The sequence below is a fragment of the Nocardia wallacei genome, assembly GCF_014466955.1.
GTDB classification, from domain to species: domain Bacteria; phylum Actinomycetota; class Actinomycetes; order Mycobacteriales; family Mycobacteriaceae; genus Nocardia; species Nocardia wallacei.
In genome coordinates, this window is record NZ_AP023396.1 from 4,396,666 (window position 1) to 4,423,511 (window position 26,846).

Below are 26,846 nucleotides of genomic sequence, written 5' to 3' on the forward strand. Positions count from 1 at the left end.
ATCCACAACCCCGTCGATCAAGAGCATTTCATCACCTCACCGCGAAAAATGTTGGCGGAACGAAGGTTTGACCGGTTCGGCCCAAGTGATCGGCCGACAAACCCCTCATCCACAACGGACTGATTCGCCACGAGTAGAGGACCGGCTTCGGTTTCAGGCCAACGCCGGTCGGCGTGGCGATTGTCGGGAGTAGTAGTGCTCCGCGTTCACGAGCCGGCACGCAGGATCGACTGCACCGTCGCCGTAACCGCTCCGGCCGCCTGCTTCTGCGAGATGCGCCCGGTCCGAACCTCCTCGGCCGCCCCCTGCAGGATGTAGTGCACCATGCCGACCATCCAGGTAATCGAGAGGTCGGTGCGGAACACGCCCTGACGGCGGCCGCGGCGGATGAGATTCTCGACGCGGTTGGCGGCGCCGCCGTGCAGCTCGCGGATCCGCTCGGCGGACAGGCTTTCCTGGGCCGCTGTGAGCAGGGCCGCCGATTCGGCGACCAGCGACCAGCTCACCGCGAGCAGGCGATCCATCGCCGCGCGCGCATCACCGTCCAGATCCACGGCGGACAACACCTCCTCGCCGTCGCGCAGCGCCGCCACCAGCGCCGCCTCCACCAGCTCGGCCCGGTTCGGGAAGTGCCCGTACAGCGTCATCCTGCCGACCCCGGCGGCCTTGACGATGTCGTCGATGCTGGCCTGCGGATTGCTGCTCCAGGTGGTGCGCGCCGCGGCGACGATGCGGGCGATGCTGCGTTCGGCATCGGCCCGGCGGCGCGGGCGCTCCTCGGTGGTCGGCATGGCACCACTCTAGCTCGTACTGGAATGTACGTGTTACCGTCGGAGTTGCATGTCGTACGCGCAAGTACGAATTAGCTCCCGGGAGTATCCGATGACACAGCAAGAGTTCGAACGGACGTCGGAGGCGGCACACCCCCAGCGGTGGCGCATCCTCGGCTTCCTCGGCATCGCCCAACTGATGCTGATCCTGGACGTCACCGTCGTGGCAATCGCCCTGCCGCACATGGAAACCGACCTCGGCCTCAGCCGCGCGGCGGTGACCTGGACGGTGAGCGCCTACACGCTGGCGTTCGGCGGCCTGATGCTGCTCGGCGGCCGTATCGCGGATCTGATCGGGGCCAAACGCGTGGTGCTCGCCGGGCTGGGGCTCTTCACGACGGCGTCGCTGGTCACCGGGCTCAGCGGGAGCGCCGAGGTGCTGCTGGCGGGCCGCGTCGCACAGGGCGTCGGGGCGGCGATGCTGTCACCGGCGGCTCTGTCGCTGGTGGTGTCGCTGTTCAGCGGTGACGAGCGGAACCGGGCGCTGGGCGTGTGGTCGGCGCTCGGCGGTGGCGGTGCGGCGTTGGGTGTGCTGCTGGGTGGCCTTCTCACCGCAGGCCCAGGGTGGCCGTGGGTATTCCATGTCAATGTCCCGATCGGCCTCGTGATCCTGGTGGCGCTCACGGTGCTGTTGCCACTCCGGGCCGCGGCGGTCCCCCGGCCCCGCCTGGATGTGCTCGGCGCGCTGCTGGTGACCGCCTCGACAGGTGCGGTGATCTACGCACTGATTTCGGCAGGCGACCGTGGGTGGCTGACCGTGGACACCGGATTGCCCGTGTTACTCGGTATTCTCGGCTACCTGGCTTTCGTGGTCCGGCAGCGGACGGTGGCGTCGCCGCTGATGGATGTGCGACTGCTGGTGCGCCGGCCGGTGGCCACCGGGGCCTTCCTCGTCGCGATGGCGACAGCGCTGATGATCGCGGTGTTCTTCTTGGGCACCTTCTATTTCCAACAGGTATTGAGCTACGGCCCGCTGCGGACCGGGTTGCTGTTCCTACCCGTCGCCCTGTCGACCATGGTCGGCGCGAACCTCACCGGCCGGGCGCTCGCCCGGTTCGGCGCACGTGCCCTGGCAGTGGCCGGGCTGCTCGTCGCCGCGCTCGGCATGGCGGTGCCCACCGTCTCGCTCGACACCGTGACCGTGGTGATCGGCGTGACCGTCGCCGCGGCCGGAACCGGCGCCCTGTTCGTGGTCGCCTCGGCGACGGCGCTGGGGCAGGTCGCGCCGCACGAGTCGGGTATCGCCTCCGGCATCGTCAGCACCTTCCACGAGTTCGGCGCGTCACTCGGCGCCGCGGTCGTCTCCAGCGTGGCGGCGGCAGGCTTGGTCGCGAACACCTCGTCCGGGTTCAGCGACGGGTTCGTGGTCGCCGCATCGGCCGCGGCGGCCGCCGCCGTCGCCGCCGGAGTGCTCACACCGGGACGCTCGGCCTGAGTCGGGCGAGAAACCGCACGGCTGCAACAGGTTTGCGTGAACACTGAGCGACCGCAGCCAGATGACCGATTCTGGGCAACACAGATCTCACAAACGCCCGTTGCCGGCCCATTGCCCCGAGGGATATAGGCTACCTACACGCTCTCCGATGAATGCACGCCCCAGCAAACACCTACCCGAGCAGGCCGCGACGACCGTGCTGGCCGCCTTGCAGGGCCACGGGCCCGCACGTGGGTATGGGCGTCCATGGAATCGGTGGAGTAACGATCTTCCCTCCGGCACCAGCCCGGCTCCGGGCTGACCGTGGCGTCCTCAGCCCAGGTCGGCGGCCACCGCGGCGTGCAGGTCCAGCAGACTCGAGATCTGCTCGGCCGGACGGCGTCCCAGGCCGCATTCGGTGGCGATTCCGAAGGTGTCGATCACACCGCGCGCCGCCGCAATCCGCCGCTGCGCGCCCGCGTGCCCGTCGGTCGCATGCACCAACCCCAGATAGAGCCGGGTCTGCTCGGGCAGCCGGAGCTTCGACAAGGGCTCGAAATAGGCGCGGTCGGCTCTCGCCCGCGGAACCGGCATGTGCACCCAGTCGACCCGCCGCGTCAGCGAATCCAGTATTCCGGCGGTGACCGCGACCATGCGGCCGGTGTCGGCCGGCTCCGCGAAATGCTGATGCCCGAAATCGCCGTAGCACAGGTGGTATCCCAGTTCGACGCCCTCGGGTACCGCGTCACCGAGCCGGACCAGGCGTTCGACGACCTGCGCGAGCTGCTCGGGATAGTCGTCGCCGAACCAGGAGGGGAATATCCCCTCGAAAATGGCGAACTCGACCGGGCAATCCCACTGCACCGCCAGGTCCGCAGCCGGGATCCCGGCCACGATCCGGTCGAGCTCGGCGAGCACCGCGGTCTCGTAACGACTTTCGAGCACATTCTGGGGGTCTCCGACGAACGCCCCGACCACCGAGATCGGCGACGGCAGGCACACCTGGAACCGGACGTCCGCGTCGATGGTCCCGCCCTCGCGCAGCCTGCGGAAGACCTGCCAGGAGTCGAGTGCGGCCTCCGCGTAACCGAGCGGGCCGAAATCGATCGTGGCCGCATCGATGCCCGGCCGCGGCCGCACCCGCGCGCTGGGCCCATATTCCGGACTCGGCGGCGGCGCCATCTCCAGATCCGGGTGGGCGGCCATGCGCGGCAACTGCCAGACCGTGAAGTTGTCGCGCTCGCCGACCTCCCCGTCGGGAATGCGCGCCAACCACGGACCCAGCCGCCGCGCCGCCGCGGTGAACACCGCTTCGGTGTCCGCCAACGGAACACTGCCGCACAAATGCACGTCGCCACGGACCATCATCGACTCCTCGCGCCACCGCTCCGTCCGCCGCGAATTCGAACGAGCAGCAGCGGATCCGCCGACATGGAAACATATCGAGACCGCCGAACCACGTTCCCAAACACGGGAACCGCTCATCGACGGGCCGCAGGTGTTCCCGGCTTGGACCACGTCTTACGTGTTGTGATTCGGTTCCGCTGCGTCGGATCCGCTTGTGCTGCATGATGTCCGGTTTGTGGCCGCCGAGTTGTCGAACGTCTTGTGCCGGACCAGTTGTGGGCTTTGGCCGAGCCACTGCTGCCTGTGTTCACACCGCGTCCGCAGGGCGGTGGCACCGCGCCGAGCGATGAGCGGGCGGTGTTCGCGGCGGTGGTGTTCGTGCTGACCATCGGCTGCGCGTGGCGGATGCTGCCGCCGTCGTTCGGGCTGACGGTGCCGACGGCGCACCGCCGGTTCAGCGTGTGGACCGAAGCCGGTATCTGGCGCCGGTTACACCGTGCCGTTCTCGACGAGCTGGGCAGCCGAGGCTTGATCGACTGGTCGCGTGCGGTGATGGACACGGCGTCGGTGCGAGCGAAAAGGGAATTTTATGACCGGGCCGAGCCCGGTCGACCGCGGCAGGAGCGGGTCGAAGATCCATGTGCTCGCCGAGCGTGCGGGAATCCCTCTGTCCGTGGGTATCTCGGCGGCGAACACCAATTACCTCGGCTCCCTCACCCTCGCTGCAACACTGACCTGCTACAAGAAACGCGCGAAATCAGCGACATGAGACACGGTCTTAGACGGTCGATTTATGTCTCGGTTCTTCAGGTGTCGCCCTTGCCCAGGTTGACCGTGGGTAGCGATGCGGGGATGCTGGGGCCTGTCACCTCGGAGTGGATTATTCCCGCGATGTCCCTTCCGATCGAGCTGAGAGCGCCACCCACACCGGCGCTGGTCAGTTCGGCGAACTTGTACCAGCCTTTTCCGAATTCCAGGCCTGCGGCCGAGTCGAGGGCACCATATTTGCCGAGCGACTTTCCGAACCAGCCACCCAATCCGCCGCCGATCGCGCCACCGGCGATGTCTCCGACCAGTGCCCAGCCGGTGTCATTTCGCAGCACACCGGCGACAGCGCCACCGATAAGGCCGCCGATCGCGCCGCCCGCCGGGCCGAAGATCTGGCCTACGGCAGGCAGGACCAGGGTGGCGGCGTGGCCTATGAGTAGATTCTTCGTTTCGGCGTCCACAGTGACTCGACTACCTCGGTTCGGATGCTCGGTGTTTCCCCGAGATGCTATCATTTCCGCCGGTCAGGTACGCGATCGGTCGGCTGCGCGAGGCAAGGAGGTGCTCGATGACGGAGATGCCCGACGTCTTCATGCCGGACCAATACGCACCGGGCTATCCCGCGGAGTATCGGTTCTCTCCGGATATCGAGAAATTCCATCGTGAACTGCCGCGTACGCTGCGGGGGAATTGGGATAATTTCGGGTCGGAAGCGGCCTCCGGGCCGCCGCAGACACCAGCGGTCGGTCAGATCGAGGCGAATACGGATATCGATCCGAGGCTTTCGGGCTCCGCGATAGCGGATTACAAGAAGTCGCTGGAGAAGCTCGGGCAGTGGTTCACCGATCTCCAGAGAGCCGATGCGCAGATAGCCGACGCGGTACGGCGAACTTCCGCCGCCGTGAACAATGGGCGGTCGGAGCTGATTGCCGCTATTCGCAGAATAAACGACAATGCGCACACGGCCCCGATCGGGCGGGACGAGAACCAGCACATTCTCCAGTATGTCGACAGCGGGCTCGACACCGTCGATCGAATAGTCCGGGATATCACGAAGAAACAGCACCGCCACGCCGGGGAGGTAGGCGGGCTGATTCGGCGAGTGGAGGACCTGACGCGACCTCCCCAGCCGATGGCTCGCTCGACGACCTCTCCGGCAACACCTGCCGCCGGGCCAACCGCACCCGTCGCGCCAGCTCCGCCTGCGGACACCACGGAGCAAGCGGAACCACCACACCTTTCGAAACCACTGGTCGCCGGTACCGCACCGCCGAAAGCCGGACCGGGCGTCGAGCCCGGAGAACCCGGCGAATCGACAAGGCCGCAGGTAGACCCCGGCCGTCCTGCCGACGGGGCCGTCGGCGCACCTGTCGACCAGCCCACAGAGCCCGGCTCGCCGACCCGGGACTCCGAATACATCGCTGCGACGGCGACGCCATCGACTACCGCGTCGAATTCCGACGACAGTCGAGCGGTCTCGCAGGAACACGGTCGAGAGCAAGCCGCGCTCACCGACCAGACGTATAAGGCAGCAGAGACGGAACCGACACGGACCCCGTGGTCGACGGTAGAAAACGAGTTCACCGGCGGCCGATCGCAATCGGCGGCTCCCCACATGCTCGACGCGGCATTCCGCAACCGCAGAAAAGCCAGACGGAGAACCGCGGCCGCCGAATCGGCGGGCAAGGCGACCACCGTGGACGAGGCCGAGACACAGCAGGAGCCGGTGGTGGGCGACGCCGCCGCCACTCCCCCGGCCCGGCTCCGGTCGACGGTTCCCTGGATACAGTCCGTCGGTGCCCGGGCCGCGCACACCGGTGCGGAAAACGTTCCGGCGTCGACACGCGCTTCGCGCGGCGCGGAGATTCAAGGAGATGCGTAGCGGGCCCCGCTGCCCCACATGATGACCGCGGCGACGATGAGCAGGATCGCATACCCCACCGACCGTGCCGACCCGGAATCCGAACGCCCAGTCACACCCGAATCGGGAGCCGCCATCCATGTTCACTGAACGAGGCGAACGCCCCAGCCAGGAATGCGCGGATGCCGATCGCCGGATACTCGATCACATCCAACTCCGACACCTCGTCGAGCGAAAACCATTGCACCGCAGAACACTTCTCCGGCTCGAGGTTGGCCGGTTCAACAGCCCAGCGGACGGCATGAAGGAAACTCCGAGCCGCGGTTCAGGTCCCGACTCGACGACATCAGCGGCATGAACAACACGTAGGTCAACCGGATCGATGATCACCCCGACCTCTTCATAGGCTTCCCGGTCGGTGGCCGCGAGAAAGACCATGCCGCCCGACCACCCGACACCGCACCAGCGAAGCATGTCGCGACTCCGCGCGCCGACCACCCGGACAACGAAAACCGGCAGACCCGAACGAATGACGGCCATCCCAGCTGCTGCACTGGCACCGCCGCATCAGGCATGATCCGACCTGCCGAAGGTCGAGCGACTCACGGGCGAAACGACAACAATGCGTAGCGAGTCCCGGACTGTCCGGCCATAGAGTCGACTACTCCCCGTCGGAACTGCCTCACCGAGCAGCCGGCCTAGTAGGCTCACGGACGTCCCCGGGCGCTCTCTATCCGGTGATCAGTTGGTTGCCCACACCGCGGTAGCGGACACCGCAGGTGTATTGGTTTCATTGGTGTTCGCTTCTCGGTGTGCACGCGGAGTTGGACGGAGACGGGGTGTCAGTCTCCCTCTCGTGCCTGGAAGCCTGCTACGAGCAATCCTGCGAATAGCCCGCCTATGACGCCGGCCAGGAAGATCATGGCGTCGCGGATCGATTTCCATTTCTGGTCCTCGAACCGTGCCATGATGGTGAACGGCTCGCTGCGGCTCCAATCGCCGTGTACGTTCGAATTGGAGGGTGGATCGGCGATGGCGATCTGTTTCGAGGCTTCTTTGCTGTACAGCGTGGCGGTAATGCTCGGCTTTTTGTCTGTCGATCTCAGCTCCTGGCCGTAGACGGATAAACATTCGGACCTGTGGAAGTTCAGAGTTCCTGTGGAAAAATCGATCGCCTGATCACCTATTCTGCCGGTTCTCCAAGTCGATGCGATCAGCGTGGTCTCCGGCACGACCTCGGGGAATATCAGTTGTATGGTTACCCCGTCAGCGACGGTCGAATCCCACCCATTGCTCGCGACCAACCGAGCCTGCCCGAGTCCTCCAAATATAGCCGAAACCGCCCCCAGGTCTTTGAGTCCGATCTTCTTGTTGAGTTCTGCGTCTCTCGGGCAATCTCGAATGTCCGCCGGCGTCCAGCTGGTCGGTGCTGTATCGACATATGCGTCTTGGAAATCCGGTAGCGCATCGAACGTTGCCTGCGGATTGCCGTTGGTCACAGGGATCATTCGAGCACGAAACCGCATGCTTCCTGTACCGATGAGCGCCCATCGAAAATTTACTCGGTCGCGCACATTGAGAAATGTGATCTCGGTGAATCCGGTCATCGTCTCAGCTCGAAACAGGTTGAACCGAACTCGTATTTTGACCTCGGCGCCGGGCTCATTGGTGAGCACGCGAAGTGCCGAGCTGCGTGAGGGCAACGGAGCCTCGGCTCGAGGGTTATTCCACGGCGGCGGGTAGTTGGCAGTTGCGGAGGCATAGAGGCCAGCCGAGATGAGCAGGCAGACGACACTGGTGACGAAATAGAACGCGCGACGACTCGGCATCGTTGCAGCGTAGCGATTTCTGCGCCGCTTACTCTATTTTGCGATTACGGGAACGTCACATATTCGATACCACCAGGTTTGTCGTATCATGATCCTGTCATCCGCTGTATTCACCGTTCATTCCAGTGCGGGCATGCCATTGATCTTGGTCGAGAATCCGTTGGTGGCCGCAGGACTCGAGGGAACCGCCCGATGCAGAATATTCGAGACCACCGAGCGCCCGGCCCAACCCGGCGACGTCGCTCTACAAACTCCTCCAGCAGGTCAAGAACAGACAGTGCCCCACCATCCAGAAGGGATGGGAAGTGGTCTTACGAACCTGTGGGCACGAACCCGCCCACACCTGCCTCCACCGGTCCGATGGTCGGTTGCTTCTGTTGTGATCCGACGGCCATGAAGGTCAGTGGGGGACCCTGACCGTGTGCGTGAGTTCGACTGTGCCGAACTGAGTTTCGATGACCTCGCCGCTCCACCGTGCGTAACCGAGTGTGGACATACCCCAGCGCGTCAGCCTTCTCAGCAGGTTGCTCGGTTCACGCTCCGAGCAAGAGATCAGGAAGAGGACCCGCGATGGCCAGATCGCAACGGTCAATGCGTCTCGAGTCAAGATCCTGGCAGGGTCTTGCTGGTCATTTGGTTGATGGCACGGCTTGGGAGATCACCTGAAAGCGTTCGGTTGCCGATCAGGAGATGCCTGCTGATGCTGTGGGTGCAAAGGATTGATACGGCAGACCCCGTTGGAGCGGATGCGGGAACCTGCTCATCGGTCAGCCGGTCGCCTGTCCGAGAGCGAGTAGGTTGCCTTCACTGTCGCGGAAGAACGCGCCGCGCTCGCCGTTGCCCTTGCTGGGGTAGTTGCTGGGGACGGTCACGGTATCGCCGTCGACCATGAAGCCGGGGACATCGACTGTTTCGAAGCGCAGTCCGCGTTCCCGGAGTTCGGCCATGACCTTGTCGAGGTCAGAGACTTCGAAGCCGATCTGTGTCGCGGTTCCTGATGCCGTCCCGGATGACAGGAACAGGTGGAACTCCGTCGTCCCGCACACGTAGCGCAATCCGCCCTCGCGTTCCTCGACAGCGTCGAGCCCAAGAACCTCACGGTAAAACCGTCGTGCTCGATCGAGGTCCTGAGCAGGTAGTTTGGTGATGGCATGCGCGTAATTCAGCAACCCGGCCATAAGTGTTCCTTCGCATCGTGGCGGTCAGCTGGCGCCATCGAGATCGTCGTCAGCGGCGGTTCTCATCACCGACCAGGTGACGCGGATGGTGCATTCTCGAGGCGGCGGCGTCGTCCCGCGGGGTAGAAACGGTCTGATGAATGCTAGTGCGCGTGAACCACTCACAGTGGTCCTGTTTCATTCGATGTTCGGCTTGCGACCGGTCGAGTTGGCCGCTGCCGAGCGTCTACGCGGCCGCGGTCACCGGGTCTCCACGCCAGACCTGTTCGCCGGTGCAGTCGTGGGCGATCATGGTTTGGTGCATGCGCTCGAGGACGGTTTCGCGCTCATGGAACGCATCGGCTGGGACACGATCATGACCAGGGCCCGCGCCGCCGTACGCGATCTGCCCGCCAACACCGTTCTCGGCGGATTCTCGATGGGGGTCGGCGTCATCGGCGACCTGTGGCCCGACCGGCTCGCAGCCGCCGGCGTGTTCCTCCTCCACGCGACCACCACTGTTCCCGAGGGCATCCCCAGCGGCACACCAGTACAGGCCCACGTCGCCGCTGGCGACCGATTCGCCCCACCCGACCAACTGGCCGCCTACCAGACGAGCGCGGCTCGTGCCGGCGCCCAGGCCACACTGCATTCCTACCCCGGCGCCGGCCATTTCTACACCGACTCCAGCCTGCCCGACCACGACCCCGACGCCACCCACCGCACCTGGCAATCCATCGACAGCCTCCTCGACCGAGCTCGTCAACGCACGTCACTCTGACGCTTTCCTTCTAACCGATGGTCAGATCCCGCACCGAGAGCAGCCGGGCGAAACGACAGTAGCCGCTTATCGAGTGCTTATCCCCTGGTCACGATCAGCGAAGGCCGTGCCAGGTACTCGGTCGTCGATCGCCTGGTGCGGCCTGATCGTGTTGTAAATGACCCGGAATCGATGGATCTCCATGTCCAGGGCGTCGCCGTCGGCGATGACGCCGCGGAACAGGTGCTCGTATTTCAAGGTGCCGAAAAACCTCTCGATCACACCGTTCGCCTGGGGTGACCGGACTCTGGTGCGGACATGCCGCAGCAGCGGATCCGGCCCGTCGAACGCGGTCTTGAAGACCTCTCCGCGGAAGCAGGGGCCGTTGTCCGACACCACCGCAATCGGCGCCGGTGCCATATCGAGTACTTCCCCGGCCGGACCGATGACCTCGGCCAGTCCGCGATCGGTGCGAAGGTCTTCGAGACCGAGGATTCGTTCGGCCTCAGTGACCGCGAGCCGCAGGCACGCCAGTGCGTCGGCGCCGCGGGCGGTCGGGGTCACGGTGATAGCCAGGCAGTATTAGGTGGCGTAGTCGATCACCGCGCAGATCCGCCAGATGCCACCACCGCTGGTTTCGAATTCACTGAAGTCGGTCTGCCACACTCGATTCCGATCGGTTGGCGGATCGTGGAATACCTTGCGCCGCAGCATCGCCCACGACTTGCGGTCGGCCCGATACCCCTGCGGCAGCAATAGCCCACGACGCCGCAGGGCCCGCTGCACGGTGGAGGTGGAGACCCGTAGCCGCCGGCACGCATCAACGCGGCGATCTTGCGGTGCCCCCACGCCGGCCACTCCTCGGCGTACTTTGCCGCGATCGGTTCGAATCGATCAATCTTCGGCGACGGCCACGGACCATACGGTGGGTCACCCTCGCGCAGCCGGGCCAGCCGTCGCCGATAGGTGCGTTCCGGAATTCCGGTCAGTCGAACGAACCTCGAAACCGGCAGTCCCTCTGCCGCTCTCAGAGCTTCGAGGTCAGCGAAGGGACCTGATCCACCAAAGCGGCACCGTGCTGCCACACCCGCAGCTGCACCGTCACCTCGGCCAGCGCCAGCTTCAGCTGCTCGTTCTCCATACGCAGCCGCCGCTGCTCCGGCGTCCCCTGCGCGCCGGCCGGGCCGGAGGGGATCTCATCCAAGGCCTTGGTCCGGGCCTCCAGGAACACCTGCTTCCACTTACCTACCGATGCCGTGCTCACCCCGCGCCGTCGCGCGGCCTCCGCAGCGCTCATCTCCCCGGACAAGACCGACAGCACCACGCGCACCTTGTCCTCGACCGGAATCTTCACCGTCGTGACCTCGCCACAGACCGGCTCTTCCTGGCTCGATGTGCTCGGTGAGGTTCCCCCGCTTTCACGGAGAGCTCTGACGTGGTCCGATAGGGGCCGGAAGGAGTTCATCAGTGGCAGCACCGAAGAAGTATCCGGACGAGTTGAGGGCTCGGGCGGTCAGGTTGTATCGGGATGCGGATCCCAAGCCGACGATCCGGAAGCTGGCCGCGCAGCTGGGGGTGCATCACGAGGCTCTGCGGAACTGGATCCGCCAGGCCGAAGCGGACGCCGGCGAGCGTAGCGATCGGCCGACGACCGACATGGCCGAAGAGAACAAGCAACTACGCAAGCGGGTCGCCGAACTCGAACGCGTGAACGCCGTATTGCGTGATGCGAGTGCGTATTTCGCGTCGGAGCCCGGCCAGACCCGGAGGTGATCGTGCGGTTCGTGAAAGATCACCCGCAGCACTCGGTCGAGCTCGTATTGCGGGTGCTGGGCATCGCGTCGTCGACGTTCTATGGATGGCTGGCCCAGGCCAAGAACCCCTCGCGGCGGCGGCTGGCCGACGAACAATTGCTGGCTGAGATCGTCGATATCCACACCAGCTCCGGCGGCACCTACGGATCGCCGCGAGTGCACGCGATGCTGCGCCGCCGCGGTATCGCGGTCGGCCGCAAACGAGTCGAGCGGCTGATGCGGCGGGCGGGGCTGCAGGGCGCGTTCCTGCGTAAGAAATGGCGTATTCCCTCGACGCGGCAGGACCGCCGCGCCACGCCGGCACCGGATCTGGTCAACCGTGACTTCACCGCGGACACCCCGGACCGGTTGCGGGTGGCGGATGCGACGCGGATCCCGACCGGCGAGGGCGTGTTCTGGCTGGCGGCGGTCCGGGACGCGTTCTCCAACCGGATCGTGGGCTGGAAATGCTCCGACCGCTGCGACACCGAGCTGGTACTCGGGGCCCTGGAATACGCGGTGTGGGTGCGGGATGTGCGTGACGGACAACTGGTCCATCATTCCGATCGCGGCTCGACCTACACAGCCATTCGGTTCGCAAACAGGTTGGCCGACAACGGAATAGCCCAGTCGATGGGGTCGGTCGGAGACAGCTACGACAATGCGCTCATGGAGAACTTCTTCTCCACACTGAAGACCGAGCTGGTGTACCGGAACTCCTGGCGCACAAGGGAAGACGCGGAGAACGCCTTGTTCTCCTACATCGACGGCTGGTACAACACCCAGCGCATCCAGAAGAAGCTGGATTGGCGATCACCCGACGAGTACGAAGCCAGCTACCATCAACGGGTTCTGGCCGGAACCAGATAATCCGCTCTCCGGCTCGGCGGGGGAACCTCACCTACGACAAGAACCTCATCGCTGCCGCCGAGGCACACGGTTTTGCAGTCGTCGTGCCGACGTAGGAGGTTCGGCTATTGCGCTGCCCCGGAGTTCTGTGCGCCCTGGCGAGGGTGATGTCACGAGGATGTCCTGAAACGTCACTGACCAAGGGCACGGATCCATGACGACTGACCGCCGCAGAGACCGGCCGGCGACGAACAGCTCAATCGGCGGCAGTAGCAGAGGGCGGGCGTCCACGGCCTCGACGGGGTCGCAGCTGCGGCAGCCAGTCTTCTGGACCAGTCGAGCGGGACGCCGGTTGCACCCACTCTGCCGAGTCCGGATTTCGAGGAGCCCAACTTCGTGGTACCCCCAGCGTGAGCGCCTTCCTGACCTCAACCTTCACGGCTTCGTCCAGAGTGCGCGTAACAAAGTTGAGCAGCATCGGCGAACCTTCGGGGCTTTTCTGCGGGTTCCAGGTTCGGTAGGTAACCTGACAGGGATCGCAGATTTCGAAGACCACATGGAGTTTGTGGGCGGCGTCCGGGTGCGAAAGCCAGCTGAGCCGGTCACCCGGGGTCAGCCGTTCCCTGCCATGGAGCCAACCATTGGGCGCGGATTTGTCCCGATTCAGGTACGGGACTGGGTCTTCGACACCGTCGGGGTCGGAGTCACTGAGACCATGTACTTGCCCGGCGTCATACGTGAGATGTAGTTCGAGCAGGTCCCCGTCTGAATGAGCTTGCCATAGATCGACCACGTCGGCGTTCGGCGCCAGTATGTTGGAGAAGGCGGTCAGTATCAGCAACTGACTGTCTTTAAGGGGCAGCACAACCCGGTCACCGGCATGAAGCAGGCGCATTTCCGGTAGCGGATCCCAGCTCTCGATTCCCGTGACGAGTTCCTGGCAGTGCCGAATCGCCTCCTTTGCCGATTCGAGGCTGACCCGGAAGAACTCGCGGTTCGCGGCGACACGGTGTGCGGCGAGTAGTCGGTGAACAGCCTGCTCGACATCGCGGGGACGGGAGGTGTACGCGCGATACAGCACCTCGAACGGGAACGGCACGGCCGTACTGAACAGCTCATCGGCACGATCTTCCGACAACCGATGCGAGAAGCCGATCTTGAGCATTCCGGGAATGCCGGGGTTACGGAGAACATACACAAATCCGGCGTCCTGGGCTCGTGACGGTCGCGGCGGAGAGACAATTTTCGGTGACCGTTCGATCTTGAAGCGGAGCGGCCCGAAGTCCGTCGTGGCGCTGGGCGGATCATCGGTTTCTAGGACGATGCCGTCATCTCTTCGTTCGTGAGCAGTCACCCGGACACGACGCTTGGAGGGCGAATAGCTGCCTACTGCCGGCCTCCCGCAGCCCTCCAGTGCCTGCTGGAGCGATTGGATCTCTCCCTGGTGGTTGGACTCCCATTCTTCTGACACGAATTTTTGGAGAGCCTGGGAAGCACGCTCGATCAGAAGTCGGGCCAGCTCACCACCTGCCTCGACACTCACCGTGCCCAGCTCGGTCGGCGCCAGATCCTGCACGTCGTCATCATCTGGGTCCATCGAGTCATAGTCGGGCACTCTCACCAAATCGACACAGACCCCACCTCGTCGGCCGATCAACAGCAACTCGCCTGCATGAGCAGGATTGGTCAGGTCGAACATGAAGGAGGCACGCAGGCCCGGTTCACCCGTTCGAGGTCGACGGACAACCAACGTCAGCCGATGGGAAGCGGCGGAATTCTGCTCGATACCGAGCGGTAGAGTGCCCTCGCGCAAGGTCGCTCGAGCCGCCCTTTCCTGATCGCCGTCGAGCACAGTGATTACCCACCACGGCAACGGCCCCCACAGGCCGTGCGCGGCATCGGCACCATCTCCCCAGCTACCCTGCACGCCATAGGTTTCCACGAACCGTGGCAATCCAGTCCCGTAGCACGACCACCTCACCACGGTCGCGAGGCAGCACTCCTGAAAATTGATCTCGTCCGAGCGCTCACCCAGAAGTTCGCGCTCCAGAGTGCTCAGCCCATCGACGGCCTCGGCCATAGCTCCGAGCCCGTCCTCGATAATCTGTATCGCCCGCGACATCGGCCCATGCAAGTCCGGATCGCCCACCGGACGCAGTACCTGTTGGGCTTGGCGCCAGCGAACCAAGTCACCGCCGACCGCGAACAGATGCCTGGCATCCAATATCCCGAACGCCAGCCGACTCGACCACCAGTCCCAAGCCTTCGCGCTCAGCTCGCTGCCTCCGACGCCGTACGCAGCCAGGTTCGCCGCCCTGACATCGGATTCGGCATGCAAGCTGGCAGACGTGTCGGGGAATGCCAGCAGTGGGTTCGGTCGACGAGTTCGACAGGTCTCGAGCCAATCCGGATCATCAATACCCCACCGGCGAACCAACTCTCGTTTGAGCTTGTCATCGGAGGTGGATGCCCGGCGATGCGCCGACCAGAGTTCCAGCATCAGGCGATAGGTGCTCTCAGGGCTCCAACCCCGCAAACCGCAGTTGACCCGGTCTGACCCGACCACGCCATCCCATTCGATTTGCCACCAGACTTTCTTAACGAGATCAGTCAGGTCATCCCGGAACCTGGCAGCGTTTCGATCGTGAACCAGTATCTCCACGACCTCAGCAACCGAACTCCCATTAGCAGTAAGCGCAGCGATTCGCGCGACCAGCAATGCACAGGTCAATCCAGGGTCCCCCAACTCAGGGACCGTCTCAACCGCACCGAAGGCCGGGTGTTCGTCGTATGGGCCGATCAGCACCTCACAGACCCGGGCTACCCACTCATCGCGTTGCTCAACAATATTCTCCCCAGAACGCATGCCCGATTCTCTCTCAGCCCACCGACAACCGCTCATGGCCCGCAGCACTATTGGCCAGCACACCCCAGCCATCGAATCACCGTGCCATGAACTCCTCGACCACAGGGTGGGACTCATCTCCTGCGCCCGCCGGCGTGGGCCCATTTACCGACCAGATAGCATGCTCCTGCTCGAAGCTAGTGCCCCGTCAGGCAACCTTCGGTAGGTAATCGGGGTGCCGGATCTTCGATCCGACGGCGAAGTCGCGGATCGGTTCGGCGTGCTGGTTGCGCCAGCGGATGTAGGTGCCGATCGCGTCGTCCTGTTCGCCGTGGCTGCGGTGGTCGGTGCCGTTGAGAGCGAAGTACCGCAGCGCGGAGAACTCGCACTCGATGCGGTTCAACCAGGACGAATAGGTCGGCACGAACACCAGTTCCACATCGTTGGCAGCGCACCATTGCCGAACCTCGCGACGCTTGTGCACCGAATAGTTGTCCGCGATCAGATACAACCTCTGGCCCGGCCATCGGCGGCGCAGGGATTTGAGAAAGGTCAGGAACTCGGTCCAGCGTTTCCGGTCGCGGATTCGGTAGAACAGCTGTCCTGTGCTCAGGTCCAGTGCGCCGAACATGTGCCGCACACCCTGGGTGCGGTGATAGGTCGCCCGCAGCCGCCTCGGCGTTCGCCGGTCGAACCAGCCGCGACCGGGCCGGGGTTGCAGATTCAGCGGCCCGAACTCGTCGATGCAGGCCACGCGCCCGTCGGCGGGAGGATTGTCGTACAGGTCCAGGACCCGGTTCATCTTCTCGACGAAATCCGGGTCATTGCTGGCCTTCCAGGTCTTGGTGGCCTGCCACGACACCCCACCGGCTTTGAGGATCTGGCGCAGCGTTTCCCGGCTGATGTCGGCGATATCGTTGTGCCGCAACACCTCTACCAGTTTCGACAGACTCCACACTGAGAACGGCCAGCCCAGATCACGCGGGCAGCACCGGGCAATGGAACAGATCCGATCACGTGTCGCCTGATCGGTCTTCGCCGGCCTGCCCGCGCTCCATTTTGGGTCGAGCGCGTCGAAACCCTTCTCGTTGAAGTCGTGGATCACTTGCCGCACATACGATTCCGACACCTGCATCAGCTTCGCGATCATCGGCACCGGCTGATGCTGCGCCGAGGCCATCACCACGATCGCCCGCCGCATCCGCACCGGCTGCTTACTGCGGCGGGCGACCTGGGCGAGCTTGCGACCCTCCTGAGGGGTCACCGCTCTGACGAACACATCCGGCTTCCGCGCCACCGGGCACCACCTCCACCGGCAGCATCGTGCTGCCGGTGGGCACGATCAACTCGACACCCCGGCAGTTACTGCACGAACCTTCCCGGACGCGGCACTAGCTGCCCAGGTGATGTCGGACGTCGTTTTTCGGTGAACGGTGACACCGGTTACAGGCGTGAGGGACTGTTCGTGTCGGTGGAAACTGACGTCGTGACGGTGCGTGTGCGCCTCGGGTTTCGGTGGGTGTCGCCGGTTAGCGGCCGCAGTCGGTTCGAGGACAACGCAGAGCACGGCGGGGCTGGGATACCTAAGTATGTTGCACCGATGTTGCCCGCTGAAAATCCCGGTAGCCTCCGATTCGCTGATCCGCTGTCTCGGGTGGACGCACAGCGTCTGGAGTATTCGCATGGCTCGTATAGCTCATTTCGTTGGAAGCCTGCCACCGGAACTGGCGGCCGACGATCGCGCAGCGCTGCAATGGTTCCTGGACCGCTGCACCGGCGCGGCGGTGGGCGCGATTCCGCGTGACCTCGACACCGATTGGATCCTCGACTATCTCCGAGCCCGCGCGAAACACGCCGACACCCTCGAGCTGATACGACCCGGCGCATTCGCCGACTACAACGACTTTCCGACCTTCCGGGTACGGCGCGGGCGGCGTCTCCGTCCGGAGCACGTCGCCATGGACCGCGCCGACCGGATCGACGAGGTCGTCGTCGCCTACGGGAAATTGCGTGCCGAGAACACCGCAGCGCTGGGCGTGCGATTACAGATCAGCCAACCCAATCCGCTGGATATGACAATGTTCGTCTTCGCCAGCGCTGCCGTGTCGTCGGGGCTGCCGACGTTGCCGGCCCTGCGCCACGCCGCGTCAGTCGTCGACGCCGTGCGAATGCTGCCAGTGTTCGTCGACGCCGTGCTCGGCGAGATGGCGGCGGTATCGGCCCGGCACCATCACATCGTCTGGCAGATCGAGACTCCGATCGCGATGCTCGCCATGGTAAAAGCCGCACAGTTTCACGCCGACCGGCTGCTGGCTCCCTTGCTCGCCCGACAGCTGGCCGCACTGCTGACCCGCACACACAACGCGGACCTGGAAACCGTCCTGCACCTGTGTTACGGCGATTATCAGCACCGGAGCCTGCTGACGCCGCGCTCGCTCGCGCCGGCCGTGCGATTGCTCAACGCGACCGCCCGCCGGTTGCGCCGCCGCGCGATCCCCCTTCCCCCAGTACACATTCCATGTGGTTACGGCGCCGAACCGGCCCCACTCACGCCGGAGTTCTACCACCCGCTGGGCGCTTTGGACTCCGCATGGCGGGTGATCGCGGGTGTGGTGTCTCCCGAGACCGATACCAGCGCACACGCGTTGGCCTTGTTCGAAGACGCCCTCGACCGCCCGGCCCACGGTGTCGCGACGGCATGTGGTTTCGGACGGTGCACGGTCGAAACCGCCGAGAAGGCAGCAGCGGCCACGCTCGCGACCGCTGTCACACGCACACCGCCGTGTGCCTGAACCGCTGATGTGACGTCGACCGACGGCCCCTCGCGGAACAATTCCGATCTCCGCCAAAAACGCCGCGACGGCCTCGCGGGCCGTGTCACCGAAGGGCGCCAGCTGTTGGGGACGAGAGACCGGCACGACGATCATTCCTCATGGTGCACAACAAGTTTCAGCATGCCCTCGTGGTTACCCATAGCGTGGTTGTCTCAGGTCTGCGGGGCACTCGGAACAGTCCTACTTCGTGCGGAACAGGCGGAGGGCGAGTATCGCGAGCAGTACGAGGCAAAGTGCTTGTTCGACAACCATCCACAGCGGTAGCGGGAGGAAGAGCAGCACCGCGGCGAAGGCGATGAGCAGTATCACGACGATGATGCGCAGCCGCAGCAGGGCGCGCGGATCGCCGCTGTCGGCTCGGCGGGCGAAGACGTAGGTCAGGATCGCGGTGCTCGCGACGATGACGCCGCGCACCCACGCCTGCTGAGTGACCTGCGCCGACGCCACCGCGGACAGGACGGCGAGCGCGAGCACGGTCGCGACGCCGAGGGCCAGATAGGCTGCGGCGAGCCGGGATACGGTCGTCGGCTGCCCGGTTTTCGTGGATGTGTTCATGACTGCTGCTTCCCGTCTCGTGTGCTCGCGGTCGCTCGTTCGATGAATCGGACGATCTCGGACAGCAGGTGATCGATGTCGGCGGCATCGGTATGGGCGAGGTAGGACGCGGTGGCATCGACGATCGCCCGGACGGCGGCCGCGGCGACGACGGGGTCGAAGGCGGCGAACTCGCCGGAACGCTGCCCGGCGGCCAGCAACTCCGACAGTGGCTCCACCAGATCGGGTATGCGGGCGCGATGATGGGGCGCGTTCTCCAGGATGCGCTGCACCGCACGGATGTGCGCCGCGTGGGCGCGGATGAATTCCAGATTCGCCCGCAGCCGCGCGGCAAGACAGCCGAGGAGATCCTCGACTCCCTCGCACGATATCTGCAACGGATTTCAGGCGCGGAACACTAGCTCCACCCGCGCCCTCGACGACCTCGACGTCGAACGCCACTACGGCGACCTGTTCGATGATGCCAGCCTGCGTACCGCCATGACGGGCTGCGACGTCGTCTACTACTGCGTGGTCGACGCGCGCATGTGGGTACGTGACCCAAAGGTATTGTGGCGCACCAATGTCGAGGCTTTGCGCCACGTCCTCGACGCGGCGGTGACGACCGGGCCGGAGAAGTTCGTGTTCACCAGCACCACCGGCACGATGGCCGTCAGCACTGAACGCGCGGTCACCGAGGAAGACCCGCACAACCGGGACGGCGGCGCCTACATCGCATCCCGGCTCGCCGCGTAGTATCTGGTGCTGAATTACGCACGTAGGCAACAGCTTCCGGCGGTCTCGATGCGTGTCTCCACCACCTACGGCCCCGGCGACTTCGCCCCCACACCACACGGCGCACTCATCGCGCGCGTGGTCACCGGACGCTTCCCGTTCTACTTCGATTTCTCCGCCGAAGTCGTCGGCATCGAAGACGCCGCCCGCGCCATGACCCTGGCCGCCCGCCACGGCCGTGGCGGGCACCGCTACATCATCTCCGACCGCTACCTCACCAACCGCTACATCCGTCACGCCGTCGCCGCGGCCGCCGGAGTCCCGTCTCCCCGGACCCGGTTACCGCTGCCATTGCTGTACTCGGGCGCCCGCGCCAACGATCTCGCTGCCCGGCTGCTGCGCCGGGACCTGCCGTTCGCCGCTGTCGGCATCCGCATGGCCGAGCTGATGTCGCCGCTGGACCACAGCAAGGCCACTCGTGAACTCGGCTGGCGCCCCGAGCCGGTCGAGCACTCCCTCCAACGAGCCGCCCACTTCTTCACCAACCGGCACCCCCGGACACGATGACTCCCGCGCCCGAAAGAGTCTTGCCGCGTCCGATACGGCACTCTCACCCGGATCGGAGATGCTTGCCGATGCAGCATTATCCAACCGTCACCGCTGTCCGGCAGGTATCGGCCGAACCCATCGATGTCGTGGCCGCCGACGACCCGACACAGCAACCCGGCGACATCACGAATCCCGCAGCGATACAGCCGGTTTCACCCCCGTGCGCCGCTGAACGACCAGGTGCGCTCTGTCGTCGGCGTCGGGTTCGTCGACCGGCTGTCCAGCGATCTCGCGGGCGCGCACCGATGGGCACCCCGGACGGCGGGTTCCTGCAGGACAGGACGTTAGGCAAGGCCCCTGTGGCGTGACACTTTCTCACGGTTTCCGCAGACTCGCATACTGCACCAGCGGCGTTTTCCACCGCGGGACGTGTCCAGGAACAGCCAGCCACAGCGGGGGCAGGAGCGCAGCCTTTCGCGCGGCAGAGTGAAAAAGCCCTCGATTACCAGCAGGGCCAAGACTGCCGCGACAGCGGCGGGATCGCGCCAACGAGTAAGGACGACGTCGGGTCTCGTGCCGTTCAACCCGACCGCACCGCCGGCAAGTCCGCTGGCGGCGGCTTCGAACAGGAAGCTCAAAGCCTCCGGCGAGGGTGCGCGGTCCGCACCGATCGACCCGAAGATCTGGGCCGATGCCTCTCTTACGGCATGGATCCGCTCCACGAACGGCTCATCCGCTATTCCTGCGACTGCGGCAGCCGCACGCACATCGGCAAGCCCCGACGCCTCGAGCCAGTTCCCGATGTCACGGGCAGACTTGAGCAGCTCATTGTCGGACTCGGGTATCCGCCGGTTGAACACCGCGTTCGCCAGATCCAAGGCGGGGTGCCCGCCGACGAAATGCCCCGGCACCCATCTCGTCTCTGCATGACCCATGAGCATAACCGCTTTCGCTAGCTTAACTGGTTACGGTGACCGGTAACCGGTATACTCATAGTATCCGGTACACAGATCGTCAGGCCAGGAGGATGAGATGCTCAGCCATCACCACAAGACCCGCCACGAGACGATCGATGTCCAAGGCTTGGAGATCTTCTACCGGCATGCCGGAGACCCGAAGCTGCCGGCGATCCTGCTGCTGCACGGCTACCCCAATTCGTCCTACGCGTTTCGTGATGTCATCGAGCCGTTAGCCGAAACTGCTTACGTCGTGGCACCGGATCTGCCCGCTTTCGGCTTTTCCGCCGCGCCATCTGCCGAGACTTTCGACTATACATTCGCGAACATCGCCGACACGATCGACGCGTTCCTCGCTGCGCTGGATATCAAAAGCTTCTTCCTGTTTGTCACCGATTTCGGGACACCCGTCGGCTACTATCTCGCAACGCGTCGACCGGATCGGATCCGTGGCCTGATCGTTCAAAACGGCAATGCCCATGACGAGGGGCTGGGGCGGGAGTGGGACGGCCCGAAGGCATTCTTCGCCGATCCGACCGATGCGAACAGGGCCAAGCTGCCCGAATGGATGAACTTCGAGACAACTCGATACCAGTACATCGGAAACCAGCCGGAGCGCCTGGCGTGTCTCTATCCTCCCGAGGGCTGGTATCTCGATTGGGAACGCCTGTCGCGGCCGGGGATCAGAGACCTCCAATTCAAGATTTTCTCCGACTATGGGTCACACATCGCCCGTTTTCCGGCCATTCATGCCTACCACAGTAAACACCAGCCACCATGTCTCCTGCTCTGGGGCAGGCACGACCCCTTCTTCGACCTCGAGGAGATTATGGCGTACAACCGCGTCCTCGATGCGTTGGAAACCCACGTCTTCGACGGCGGACACCAGCTCCTGGAAACACATTCCGTAGAATGCGCGGCTCTTATGACCCGGTTTATGCTGGAGGTGGAAGCAGGCCGGGCCCAAGCGGACGCCTCTCTTGGGCAGAAGTAGCTGCACCGTATCGCCTGTCAGGTGTGGATGCGGCCTCGAGAGGCCACTGTCGCGGGACGAGGGTTCACACAACTGACCCGGGCTAGGATGTTCGGTGCTGCGGGTTGAGCTGACGAAACAAGCTCGCGATACCCGGTGCGACCCGCTCTTGGACGGCCTAAAGGCGTTGCTGTGCGTCTGTGTGTCGATCGCGCTGATGATTTGCTTCGGGATTTCGGGGCGCGGACCTCGTTCCGGAAGTTTGTTGGGTAGGTACGCCGCGTTCAGGCCCTCCTGGAATCTGGTCTCGGCGGGGTTATCGAGCCGTGTGCGCTTCGAGGATTTCGGCGGCGGCGCGTTCGCCTGCCTGGATGGCGCCGCTGAGGAAGCCCATCCAGGCGTCCGCCGTCTCGACACCGGCCCAGTGCACTCGGCCGGCCGGGGTTTTCGGCAGGCGGCGCGCCGTGGTGAGCGCGCCGACGGCGAGACCGCCTTCACAGCCGTGCCCGTACGGCTCGTCTTGCCAGTTCTTCTCGAGATAGTGGCGGGGAGCGGCTGCGCGTGGCCCGAACAGCTCCGTGCACACTGCGAGGACGGTACGGCGGCGCTCGGCGGCGTCGGCGGGGCCGCGTTCGGCAGGTAGGTAACCGGCCAACACGCCCAGGTGTCCGTCCGGGGGTGAGGCGTCGAGGAGTCCGGGAACCGCGTCGAGATCGGTGAGTACGGAGCCCGACAGTCCGGCCTGTCGCCAGAACGGTTCGTCGTAGACGATATTGATCTTGCGGCCGTGCACCGGCTGCCAGGATTGCTGTATGGCGACGCGATCGGCGGGCAGCGGAGGATCGAAGCGTAGGCCTCGGATACCGGAGGGGGCGATCGCGACGATCACTCGCTTCGCCTCGAATTCGGTGTCGGCGCAGCGCACCACGACTCCTTTCGAGCGCTGGACGATTTCCTGAACGGGGCAGGCGAGAATTACTCGATCAGTCAGTGCCGCAGCCAGCGCGCGAGCCAGTTCCTGGGCGCCGCCGTGAAATCGGTACACCCGCGCGGGGGTGGCGAAGAGGTTGCCGATACCGCCCCAGGTACGCAGGAAGTGCAGGGTATACAGCAGGGACGTGGACTCGGACAGGTACCCGGCGACGTTCGCCTCGAACAATCGCCGCGCCTGGGGTGCGGGCACCAGTTCGCTCAGCCAGGAGCCCAAGGTCCGCCGATCGAGGTGGTCGGCGTCGGGCGCGGTCCACGGTGCCGCGGGTGGCACCGTGGCCGCGAGTTCGTCCAATGTGGCGATAGCGCGCAGCAGCTGCGTCATGGCCTCGGGCTCCAGTGGGAGCGCCGTCCAGCGTGCCGCAAGGTGGAGGATGGCGCGCAGCGGAGGGCGCAACGCCGGGATGGCGAACAGTCTCATGCCGCGTGAGTCGCCGAATCGGAAACTGTGTGTGGTGCCGTTGGTGTGCAGCAGGAAGCGTCCTTCGGAGTTGCTCTCGTACAAATCGACGCCACATGCCCGAGCCAGCCGAAAGACATTGTGATGCGTCGGGTAAACGAGCGTCGCGCCCTCGTCCACCGGAACGCCGCCCGCATAGCCGGTCAGTGCGCGGCCGCCGACCCGCGGCCGGGCTTCCAACACAGCGACCGAGCGTCCCGCATCGGTCAATCGCCGCGCGGCGGCCAGCCCGGACACGCCGGCACCGACAACTACCACATCGACCTTGCGCGTACTACCTGCTGTCACCGCTACCTCGTTCCGATCAGACCATTCACGTACACCATACCGCTAGCGGTACAACGTACGAAGTTCGTTCAAGGTACGGCGCGGCGTAGGATCGGTCAATGCCCGAGAGAACGTCGATCTGGCTGCGTCCCGCGAAGCCTGGACGCGGTCGGCCCGTGCTCGACCGCGACCGGATCGTGCGGGCTGCGGTCAGTCTGCTCGACGAGGAATCGGTCGCCGGCCTGACCATGCGCAAGCTCGCCGACCGGCTCGGTGCCCCGCCGATGACGCTGTACAGCTATGTCGCCACCAAGGACGACCTGCTCGAGTACGCGCTCGACGCGGTATTCGCCGAGATGTTGGACGATGTCGAACCCGGCGACGATTGGCGGGCGGCGTTGGGCGCCATCGGAGGCCGCACCTTCGACGCCCTGCTGCGCCACCACTGGGCGGCCGCACTGGTCGGCGCCGCACCGCCGATAGGACCGGCAGCTGTCGCCCAATTCGGCACGATCCTTCGGGTACTCATCGCCGCAGGCTTCAGCGGCGAGCGACTGGAATCCGCGACGACCTGCTTCTACTACTACGTGCTCGGCGCGGCGCTGGCCGAATCGTCCTATGCACATAACGGGTCGACGGCGGGTGCGTCCATCGCCGAACTGTCGAACCTGACAGCCGCCGACGGCACGGACATAGCACCGACGGCCCAGTTCCTTGCCGGCTACGCGAACGCCGATGCGCGTGACCGCTTCGAGCGCGGCTTGACCGCGGTACTGGACGGCCTGCGACCGGCGTAGGGGTTTGCGCATCCGAAAACCGTTGCCTGATCGCAGGCTTCGCCGGTGGCGAGAACTGGGCGGCCGAGGTCGAATCCGGCTGTAATACCCGAGCTTCAGCAGCGCGAGCCGGTACGGAGCGCGCGGACGGCGACCCCGACCCGGACGTATGCGTTGCGATGTCGGATCTTGCGAGCCTGACACTGACCTCCCACAAGAGACTTGTCGATTCCGGCCCAATACTGACCTCTGGGTTCCGCTTGGGTTCAATAGCTTGTCGCAACAGGGACAGGACCGGACCGCCGACGACCTACGAGACCCGCACGACATCTACCGACCTGTGCGGCCGGATCGCCGAACACGACGATAACGACGCGCCCATGCCCCATCGAAATCCGGTGGAATAGTTGGGCGCAGACCGACACCCTAAGCAGCAGCCGAAGCACCCTCGGTGATCACGCACTGTCATCTCCGTCTCGAAGAGGCGACAGTCGAACGGCGCTCCTGTGATTCGGTGGTTCCCTGACGCGCGCGCCATGGCAGACATCGGTGTCGGCTGGGATCAGAGCGGCTGGGGCGCGTCCTTCAGGCCGGAGAACACGGCGGCGATCAGACGCCGTCCCCGTGCTACGCCGTCCTCGTTGTTCGCCACTCGCCACAGGAAGCTCATCAGCATGATGATGTCAGCGGGGTCGTGCCCTGCGGCGATGGTGCCTTCGGCCACGCAGGCGTCGACCAGCTTCGCGACCGCGGCAGTGGTTGGCCCCCAGGAGGCGTTGATCACGTCCTGGGCCGCGGCGCTGTGCAGCGCGTCTCCGAGACCGTGCTTGATCCGGATGTAACCGGCGAGGGTCTCGAACCACTCCACGAACGCGGCCTTGGCCGAGGAGTGCCGAGCCAGCACTTCCTCGGCGGTGACGGTCAGGCGCTCGATGTCGTGCCGGTAGGCCGCCAGGATCAAGTCCTCGCGCGTGGGGAAGTGGCGGTAGAGCGTGCCGGCACCCACGCCGGCGCGCTTGGCGACCTCGCTCAGTGGCACGAGTGGGTTGTCCGCGAACAGCTCGTGGGCGGCCTCGATGATCGCGACCCGGTTGCGTGCGGCGGCCTTGCGCTGGGTGCCGTAGGTGCTCGGGGTCTCGTCGGTCATGTCTCGATGATGCCCCACTTTTGACATGCGGAGAATCCTCCGCTAGTTTCGAAATCACTTTCGGAGACTCCTCCGCAAGTACATCCTCGCAGGAGAACCCCATGCGCTATGTGAAACTCGGCACTACTGGTCTGGACGTCTCGCCCATCGCGATCGGCGCGATGACCTATGGTGAGCCCGACCGCGGCCACCCCGTCTGGTCCCTCGGCGAGGAACAGGCGCGGCCGCTGATCAAGCACGCCCTCGACGTCGGCATCAACTTCTTCGACACGGCGAACATGTACTCCAACGGCTCCAGCGAGGAAATCCTCGGACGCGCCCTGCGCGATCTCGCCGACCGTGACGACGTCGTGATCGCCACCAAACTGCGTCATCCCATGCGCCCTGGCCCCAACGGGAAGGGGCTGTCCCGCAAGGCGATCATGACCGAGGTCGAGCACTCGCTGCGCCGGCTCGGCACCGACTACATCGACCTCTACCAGATCCACCGCAACGACCACGCGACCCCGCTCGAGGAGACGCTGGAGGCGCTCAGCGATCTGGTCAAAGCCGGCAAGGTGCGTTACCTCGGCGCATCATCGATGTTCGCCTGGGAATTCGCCAAAGCCCTGCACCTGCAGAAGCAACACGGCTGGGCCCGCTTCGTGTCCATGCAGCACCACTACAACCTCCTCGCGCGCGAGGAAGAACGCGAGATGATCCCGCTGTGCCTGGACGAAGGGGTCGGCACGATCATCTGGAGCCCGCTGGCCCGCGGCCGTCTGGCCCGCGCCTGGAACGACGCGAACACCACAGCACGGGCCGCAACCGACGGCGCGTACGCCGACATGCTGTACTCACCCGCCGAGGAGATGTCCAACCGCGCGATCGTGGAAGCGGTCGGGCAGGTCGCGAACGCCCACGGCGTCAGCCGCGCGGCCATAGCTTTGGCCTGGCTGCACCGTCAGCCGGTCGTCACCGCCCCGCTCGTCGGCGCCGGGTCGATCGAACAGATCGACGACGCGGCCGCCTCACTGGACGTGGTGCTCAGCGACGAGGACATCCGCGCCCTCACCGCCCCGTACACGCCGCGATATGACTGGCAGGGCATCTCCGACGAAGCGGCACTCGACGCAATCCGCGCCCGCGTGCCGGGAGTGGCCCTACGGTGAGGACCATCATCCGCCCCGGCC

General features: G+C 65.0%; 25 protein-coding genes and 2 pseudogenes. 11 read left to right on the plus strand and 16 right to left on the minus strand.

Annotated elements, in window-relative coordinates:
* Positions 1 to 206: 206 nt before the first annotated feature.
* Complete coding sequence (locus tag NWFMUON74_RS19330; RefSeq protein WP_187683270.1) at positions 207 to 791, minus strand: TetR/AcrR family transcriptional regulator; 585 nt, start codon at positions 789 to 791, stop codon at positions 207 to 209.
* Between the two features lie 91 nt (positions 792 to 882).
* On the opposite strand from NWFMUON74_RS19330, the gene NWFMUON74_RS19335 reads away from it, so the two are divergent.
* Positions 883 to 2,265 (plus strand): MFS transporter, encoded by a 1,383-nt coding sequence (locus NWFMUON74_RS19335; protein ID WP_187683271.1) that lies wholly within the window; start codon positions 883 to 885, stop codon positions 2,263 to 2,265.
* 312 nt (positions 2,266 to 2,577) lie between these two features.
* Here the strand turns inward: NWFMUON74_RS19335 and NWFMUON74_RS19340 are convergent, their stop codons facing one another.
* Positions 2,578 to 3,612: a hypothetical protein gene (locus tag NWFMUON74_RS19340; protein WP_187683272.1), complete on the minus strand. Its 1,035-nt coding sequence runs from the start codon at positions 3,610 to 3,612 to the stop codon at positions 2,578 to 2,580.
* A gap of 240 nt (positions 3,613 to 3,852) precedes the next feature.
* On the opposite strand from NWFMUON74_RS19340, the pseudogene NWFMUON74_RS36175 reads away from it, so the two are divergent.
* A pseudogene (locus tag NWFMUON74_RS36175) lies at positions 3,853 to 4,291 on the plus strand (IS5 family transposase); the annotation flags it as partial.
* A 106-nt stretch (positions 4,292 to 4,397) separates the two neighbouring features.
* Here the strand turns inward: NWFMUON74_RS36175 and NWFMUON74_RS36180 are convergent.
* On the minus strand, positions 4,398 to 4,820 hold the full coding sequence (locus NWFMUON74_RS36180) for a hypothetical protein (protein WP_187683273.1): 423 nt from the start codon (positions 4,818 to 4,820) through the stop codon (positions 4,398 to 4,400).
* A gap of 107 nt (positions 4,821 to 4,927) precedes the next feature.
* On the opposite strand from NWFMUON74_RS36180, the gene NWFMUON74_RS19355 reads away from it, so the two are divergent.
* Complete coding sequence (locus NWFMUON74_RS19355) at positions 4,928 to 6,241, plus strand: hypothetical protein (protein WP_187683274.1); 1,314 nt, start codon at positions 4,928 to 4,930, stop codon at positions 6,239 to 6,241.
* 91 nt (positions 6,242 to 6,332) lie between these two features.
* On the opposite strand, the gene NWFMUON74_RS36595 is transcribed toward NWFMUON74_RS19355, so the two are convergent.
* The 3 genes from NWFMUON74_RS36595 to NWFMUON74_RS19370 form a co-directional block, all read right to left on the minus strand.
* Positions 6,333 to 6,467: an NUDIX hydrolase gene (locus NWFMUON74_RS36595; protein ID WP_269475283.1), complete on the minus strand. Its 135-nt coding sequence runs from the start codon at positions 6,465 to 6,467 to the stop codon at positions 6,333 to 6,335.
* A 595-nt stretch (positions 6,468 to 7,062) separates the two neighbouring features.
* Complete coding sequence (locus NWFMUON74_RS19365; RefSeq protein ID WP_187683275.1) at positions 7,063 to 8,049, minus strand: hypothetical protein; 987 nt, start codon at positions 8,047 to 8,049, stop codon at positions 7,063 to 7,065.
* Between the two features lie 767 nt (positions 8,050 to 8,816).
* Positions 8,817 to 9,227, minus strand: a complete 411-nt coding sequence (locus tag NWFMUON74_RS19370; protein WP_187683276.1) for a VOC family protein — start codon at positions 9,225 to 9,227, stop codon at positions 8,817 to 8,819.
* A gap of 85 nt (positions 9,228 to 9,312) precedes the next feature.
* Between NWFMUON74_RS19370 and NWFMUON74_RS19375 the strand changes: the two genes are divergently transcribed.
* Positions 9,313 to 9,987, plus strand: a complete 675-nt coding sequence (locus NWFMUON74_RS19375) for a dienelactone hydrolase family protein (RefSeq protein ID WP_232111188.1) — start codon at positions 9,313 to 9,315, stop codon at positions 9,985 to 9,987.
* A 66-nt stretch (positions 9,988 to 10,053) separates the two neighbouring features.
* Here NWFMUON74_RS19375 and NWFMUON74_RS19380 read toward each other — a convergent pair whose 3' ends face one another.
* The 3 genes from NWFMUON74_RS19380 to NWFMUON74_RS19390 form a co-directional block, all read right to left on the minus strand.
* Positions 10,054 to 10,386, minus strand: coding sequence for an integrase core domain-containing protein (locus NWFMUON74_RS19380; protein ID WP_187683277.1), 333 nt, complete (start codon positions 10,384 to 10,386; stop codon positions 10,054 to 10,056).
* Positions 10,387 to 10,548: 162 nt separating this feature from the next.
* Positions 10,549 to 10,815 (minus strand): hypothetical protein, encoded by a 267-nt coding sequence (locus NWFMUON74_RS19385; protein ID WP_187683278.1) that lies wholly within the window; start codon positions 10,813 to 10,815, stop codon positions 10,549 to 10,551.
* A 178-nt stretch (positions 10,816 to 10,993) separates the two neighbouring features.
* Complete coding sequence (locus NWFMUON74_RS19390) at positions 10,994 to 11,320, minus strand: transposase (protein ID WP_187683279.1); 327 nt, start codon at positions 11,318 to 11,320, stop codon at positions 10,994 to 10,996.
* 113 nt (positions 11,321 to 11,433) lie between these two features.
* Here NWFMUON74_RS19390 and NWFMUON74_RS19395 point away from each other — a divergent pair, with 113 nt between their 5' ends.
* Both NWFMUON74_RS19395 and NWFMUON74_RS19400 read left to right on the plus strand, forming a co-directional pair.
* A complete protein-coding gene (locus NWFMUON74_RS19395) occupies positions 11,434 to 11,739 on the plus strand; it encodes a transposase (protein WP_187683280.1) in 306 nt (101 codons plus the stop codon).
* A gap of 2 nt (positions 11,740 to 11,741) precedes the next feature.
* Complete coding sequence (locus tag NWFMUON74_RS19400; RefSeq protein WP_187683281.1) at positions 11,742 to 12,629, plus strand: IS3 family transposase; 888 nt, start codon at positions 11,742 to 11,744, stop codon at positions 12,627 to 12,629.
* A 235-nt stretch (positions 12,630 to 12,864) separates the two neighbouring features.
* Here NWFMUON74_RS19400 and NWFMUON74_RS19405 read toward each other — a convergent pair whose 3' ends face one another.
* Complete coding sequence (locus tag NWFMUON74_RS19405; RefSeq protein ID WP_187683282.1) at positions 12,865 to 15,474, minus strand: GIY-YIG nuclease family protein; 2,610 nt, start codon at positions 15,472 to 15,474, stop codon at positions 12,865 to 12,867.
* A gap of 187 nt (positions 15,475 to 15,661) precedes the next feature.
* Positions 15,662 to 16,750 (minus strand): IS630 family transposase, encoded by a 1,089-nt coding sequence (locus tag NWFMUON74_RS19410; RefSeq protein ID WP_232110446.1) that lies wholly within the window; start codon positions 16,748 to 16,750, stop codon positions 15,662 to 15,664.
* A 385-nt stretch (positions 16,751 to 17,135) separates the two neighbouring features.
* Between NWFMUON74_RS19410 and NWFMUON74_RS19415 the strand changes: the two genes are divergently transcribed.
* On the plus strand, positions 17,136 to 18,245 hold the full coding sequence (locus tag NWFMUON74_RS19415; protein WP_187683283.1) for a hypothetical protein: 1,110 nt from the start codon (positions 17,136 to 17,138) through the stop codon (positions 18,243 to 18,245).
* Between the two features lie 222 nt (positions 18,246 to 18,467).
* Here the strand turns inward: NWFMUON74_RS19415 and NWFMUON74_RS19420 are convergent, their stop codons facing one another.
* A complete protein-coding gene (locus NWFMUON74_RS19420; protein WP_187683284.1) occupies positions 18,468 to 18,842 on the minus strand; it encodes a hypothetical protein in 375 nt (124 codons plus the stop codon).
* Positions 18,839 to 19,219: a hypothetical protein gene (locus tag NWFMUON74_RS19425; protein WP_187683285.1), complete on the minus strand. Its 381-nt coding sequence runs from the start codon at positions 19,217 to 19,219 to the stop codon at positions 18,839 to 18,841. Before NWFMUON74_RS19425 ends, NWFMUON74_RS19420 begins: the two co-directional genes overlap by 4 nt.
* On the opposite strand from NWFMUON74_RS19425, the pseudogene NWFMUON74_RS36735 reads away from it, so the two are divergent.
* Positions 19,143 to 20,123, plus strand: a pseudogene (locus NWFMUON74_RS36735) (NAD-dependent epimerase/dehydratase family protein). The gene NWFMUON74_RS19425 and the pseudogene NWFMUON74_RS36735 sit on opposite strands and share 77 nt — an antisense overlap.
* Before the next feature lie 326 nt (positions 20,124 to 20,449).
* Here NWFMUON74_RS36735 and NWFMUON74_RS19435 read toward each other — a convergent pair.
* Positions 20,450 to 21,016, minus strand: a complete 567-nt coding sequence (locus tag NWFMUON74_RS19435) for a CGNR zinc finger domain-containing protein (protein WP_232110449.1) — start codon at positions 21,014 to 21,016, stop codon at positions 20,450 to 20,452.
* A gap of 121 nt (positions 21,017 to 21,137) precedes the next feature.
* Between NWFMUON74_RS19435 and NWFMUON74_RS19440 the strand changes: the two genes are divergently transcribed.
* Positions 21,138 to 22,055, plus strand: a complete 918-nt coding sequence (locus NWFMUON74_RS19440) for an alpha/beta fold hydrolase (protein ID WP_187683287.1) — start codon at positions 21,138 to 21,140, stop codon at positions 22,053 to 22,055.
* A gap of 295 nt (positions 22,056 to 22,350) precedes the next feature.
* On the opposite strand, the gene NWFMUON74_RS19445 is transcribed toward NWFMUON74_RS19440, so the two are convergent.
* Complete coding sequence (locus NWFMUON74_RS19445) at positions 22,351 to 23,772, minus strand: flavin monoamine oxidase family protein (protein ID WP_187683288.1); 1,422 nt, start codon at positions 23,770 to 23,772, stop codon at positions 22,351 to 22,353.
* Between the two features lie 98 nt (positions 23,773 to 23,870).
* Between NWFMUON74_RS19445 and NWFMUON74_RS19450 the strand changes: the two genes are divergently transcribed.
* Entirely contained in the window at positions 23,871 to 24,548 is a 678-nt protein-coding gene (locus NWFMUON74_RS19450; protein WP_187683289.1) for a TetR/AcrR family transcriptional regulator, read from the plus strand.
* A gap of 541 nt (positions 24,549 to 25,089) precedes the next feature.
* On the opposite strand, the gene NWFMUON74_RS19455 is transcribed toward NWFMUON74_RS19450, so the two are convergent.
* Complete coding sequence (locus NWFMUON74_RS19455) at positions 25,090 to 25,674, minus strand: TetR/AcrR family transcriptional regulator (protein WP_187683290.1); 585 nt, start codon at positions 25,672 to 25,674, stop codon at positions 25,090 to 25,092.
* 101 nt (positions 25,675 to 25,775) lie between these two features.
* Between NWFMUON74_RS19455 and NWFMUON74_RS19460 the strand changes: the two genes are divergently transcribed.
* Positions 25,776 to 26,825, plus strand: a complete 1,050-nt coding sequence (locus tag NWFMUON74_RS19460; RefSeq protein ID WP_187683291.1) for an aldo/keto reductase — start codon at positions 25,776 to 25,778, stop codon at positions 26,823 to 26,825.
* Positions 26,826 to 26,846: the final 21 nt, after the last annotated feature.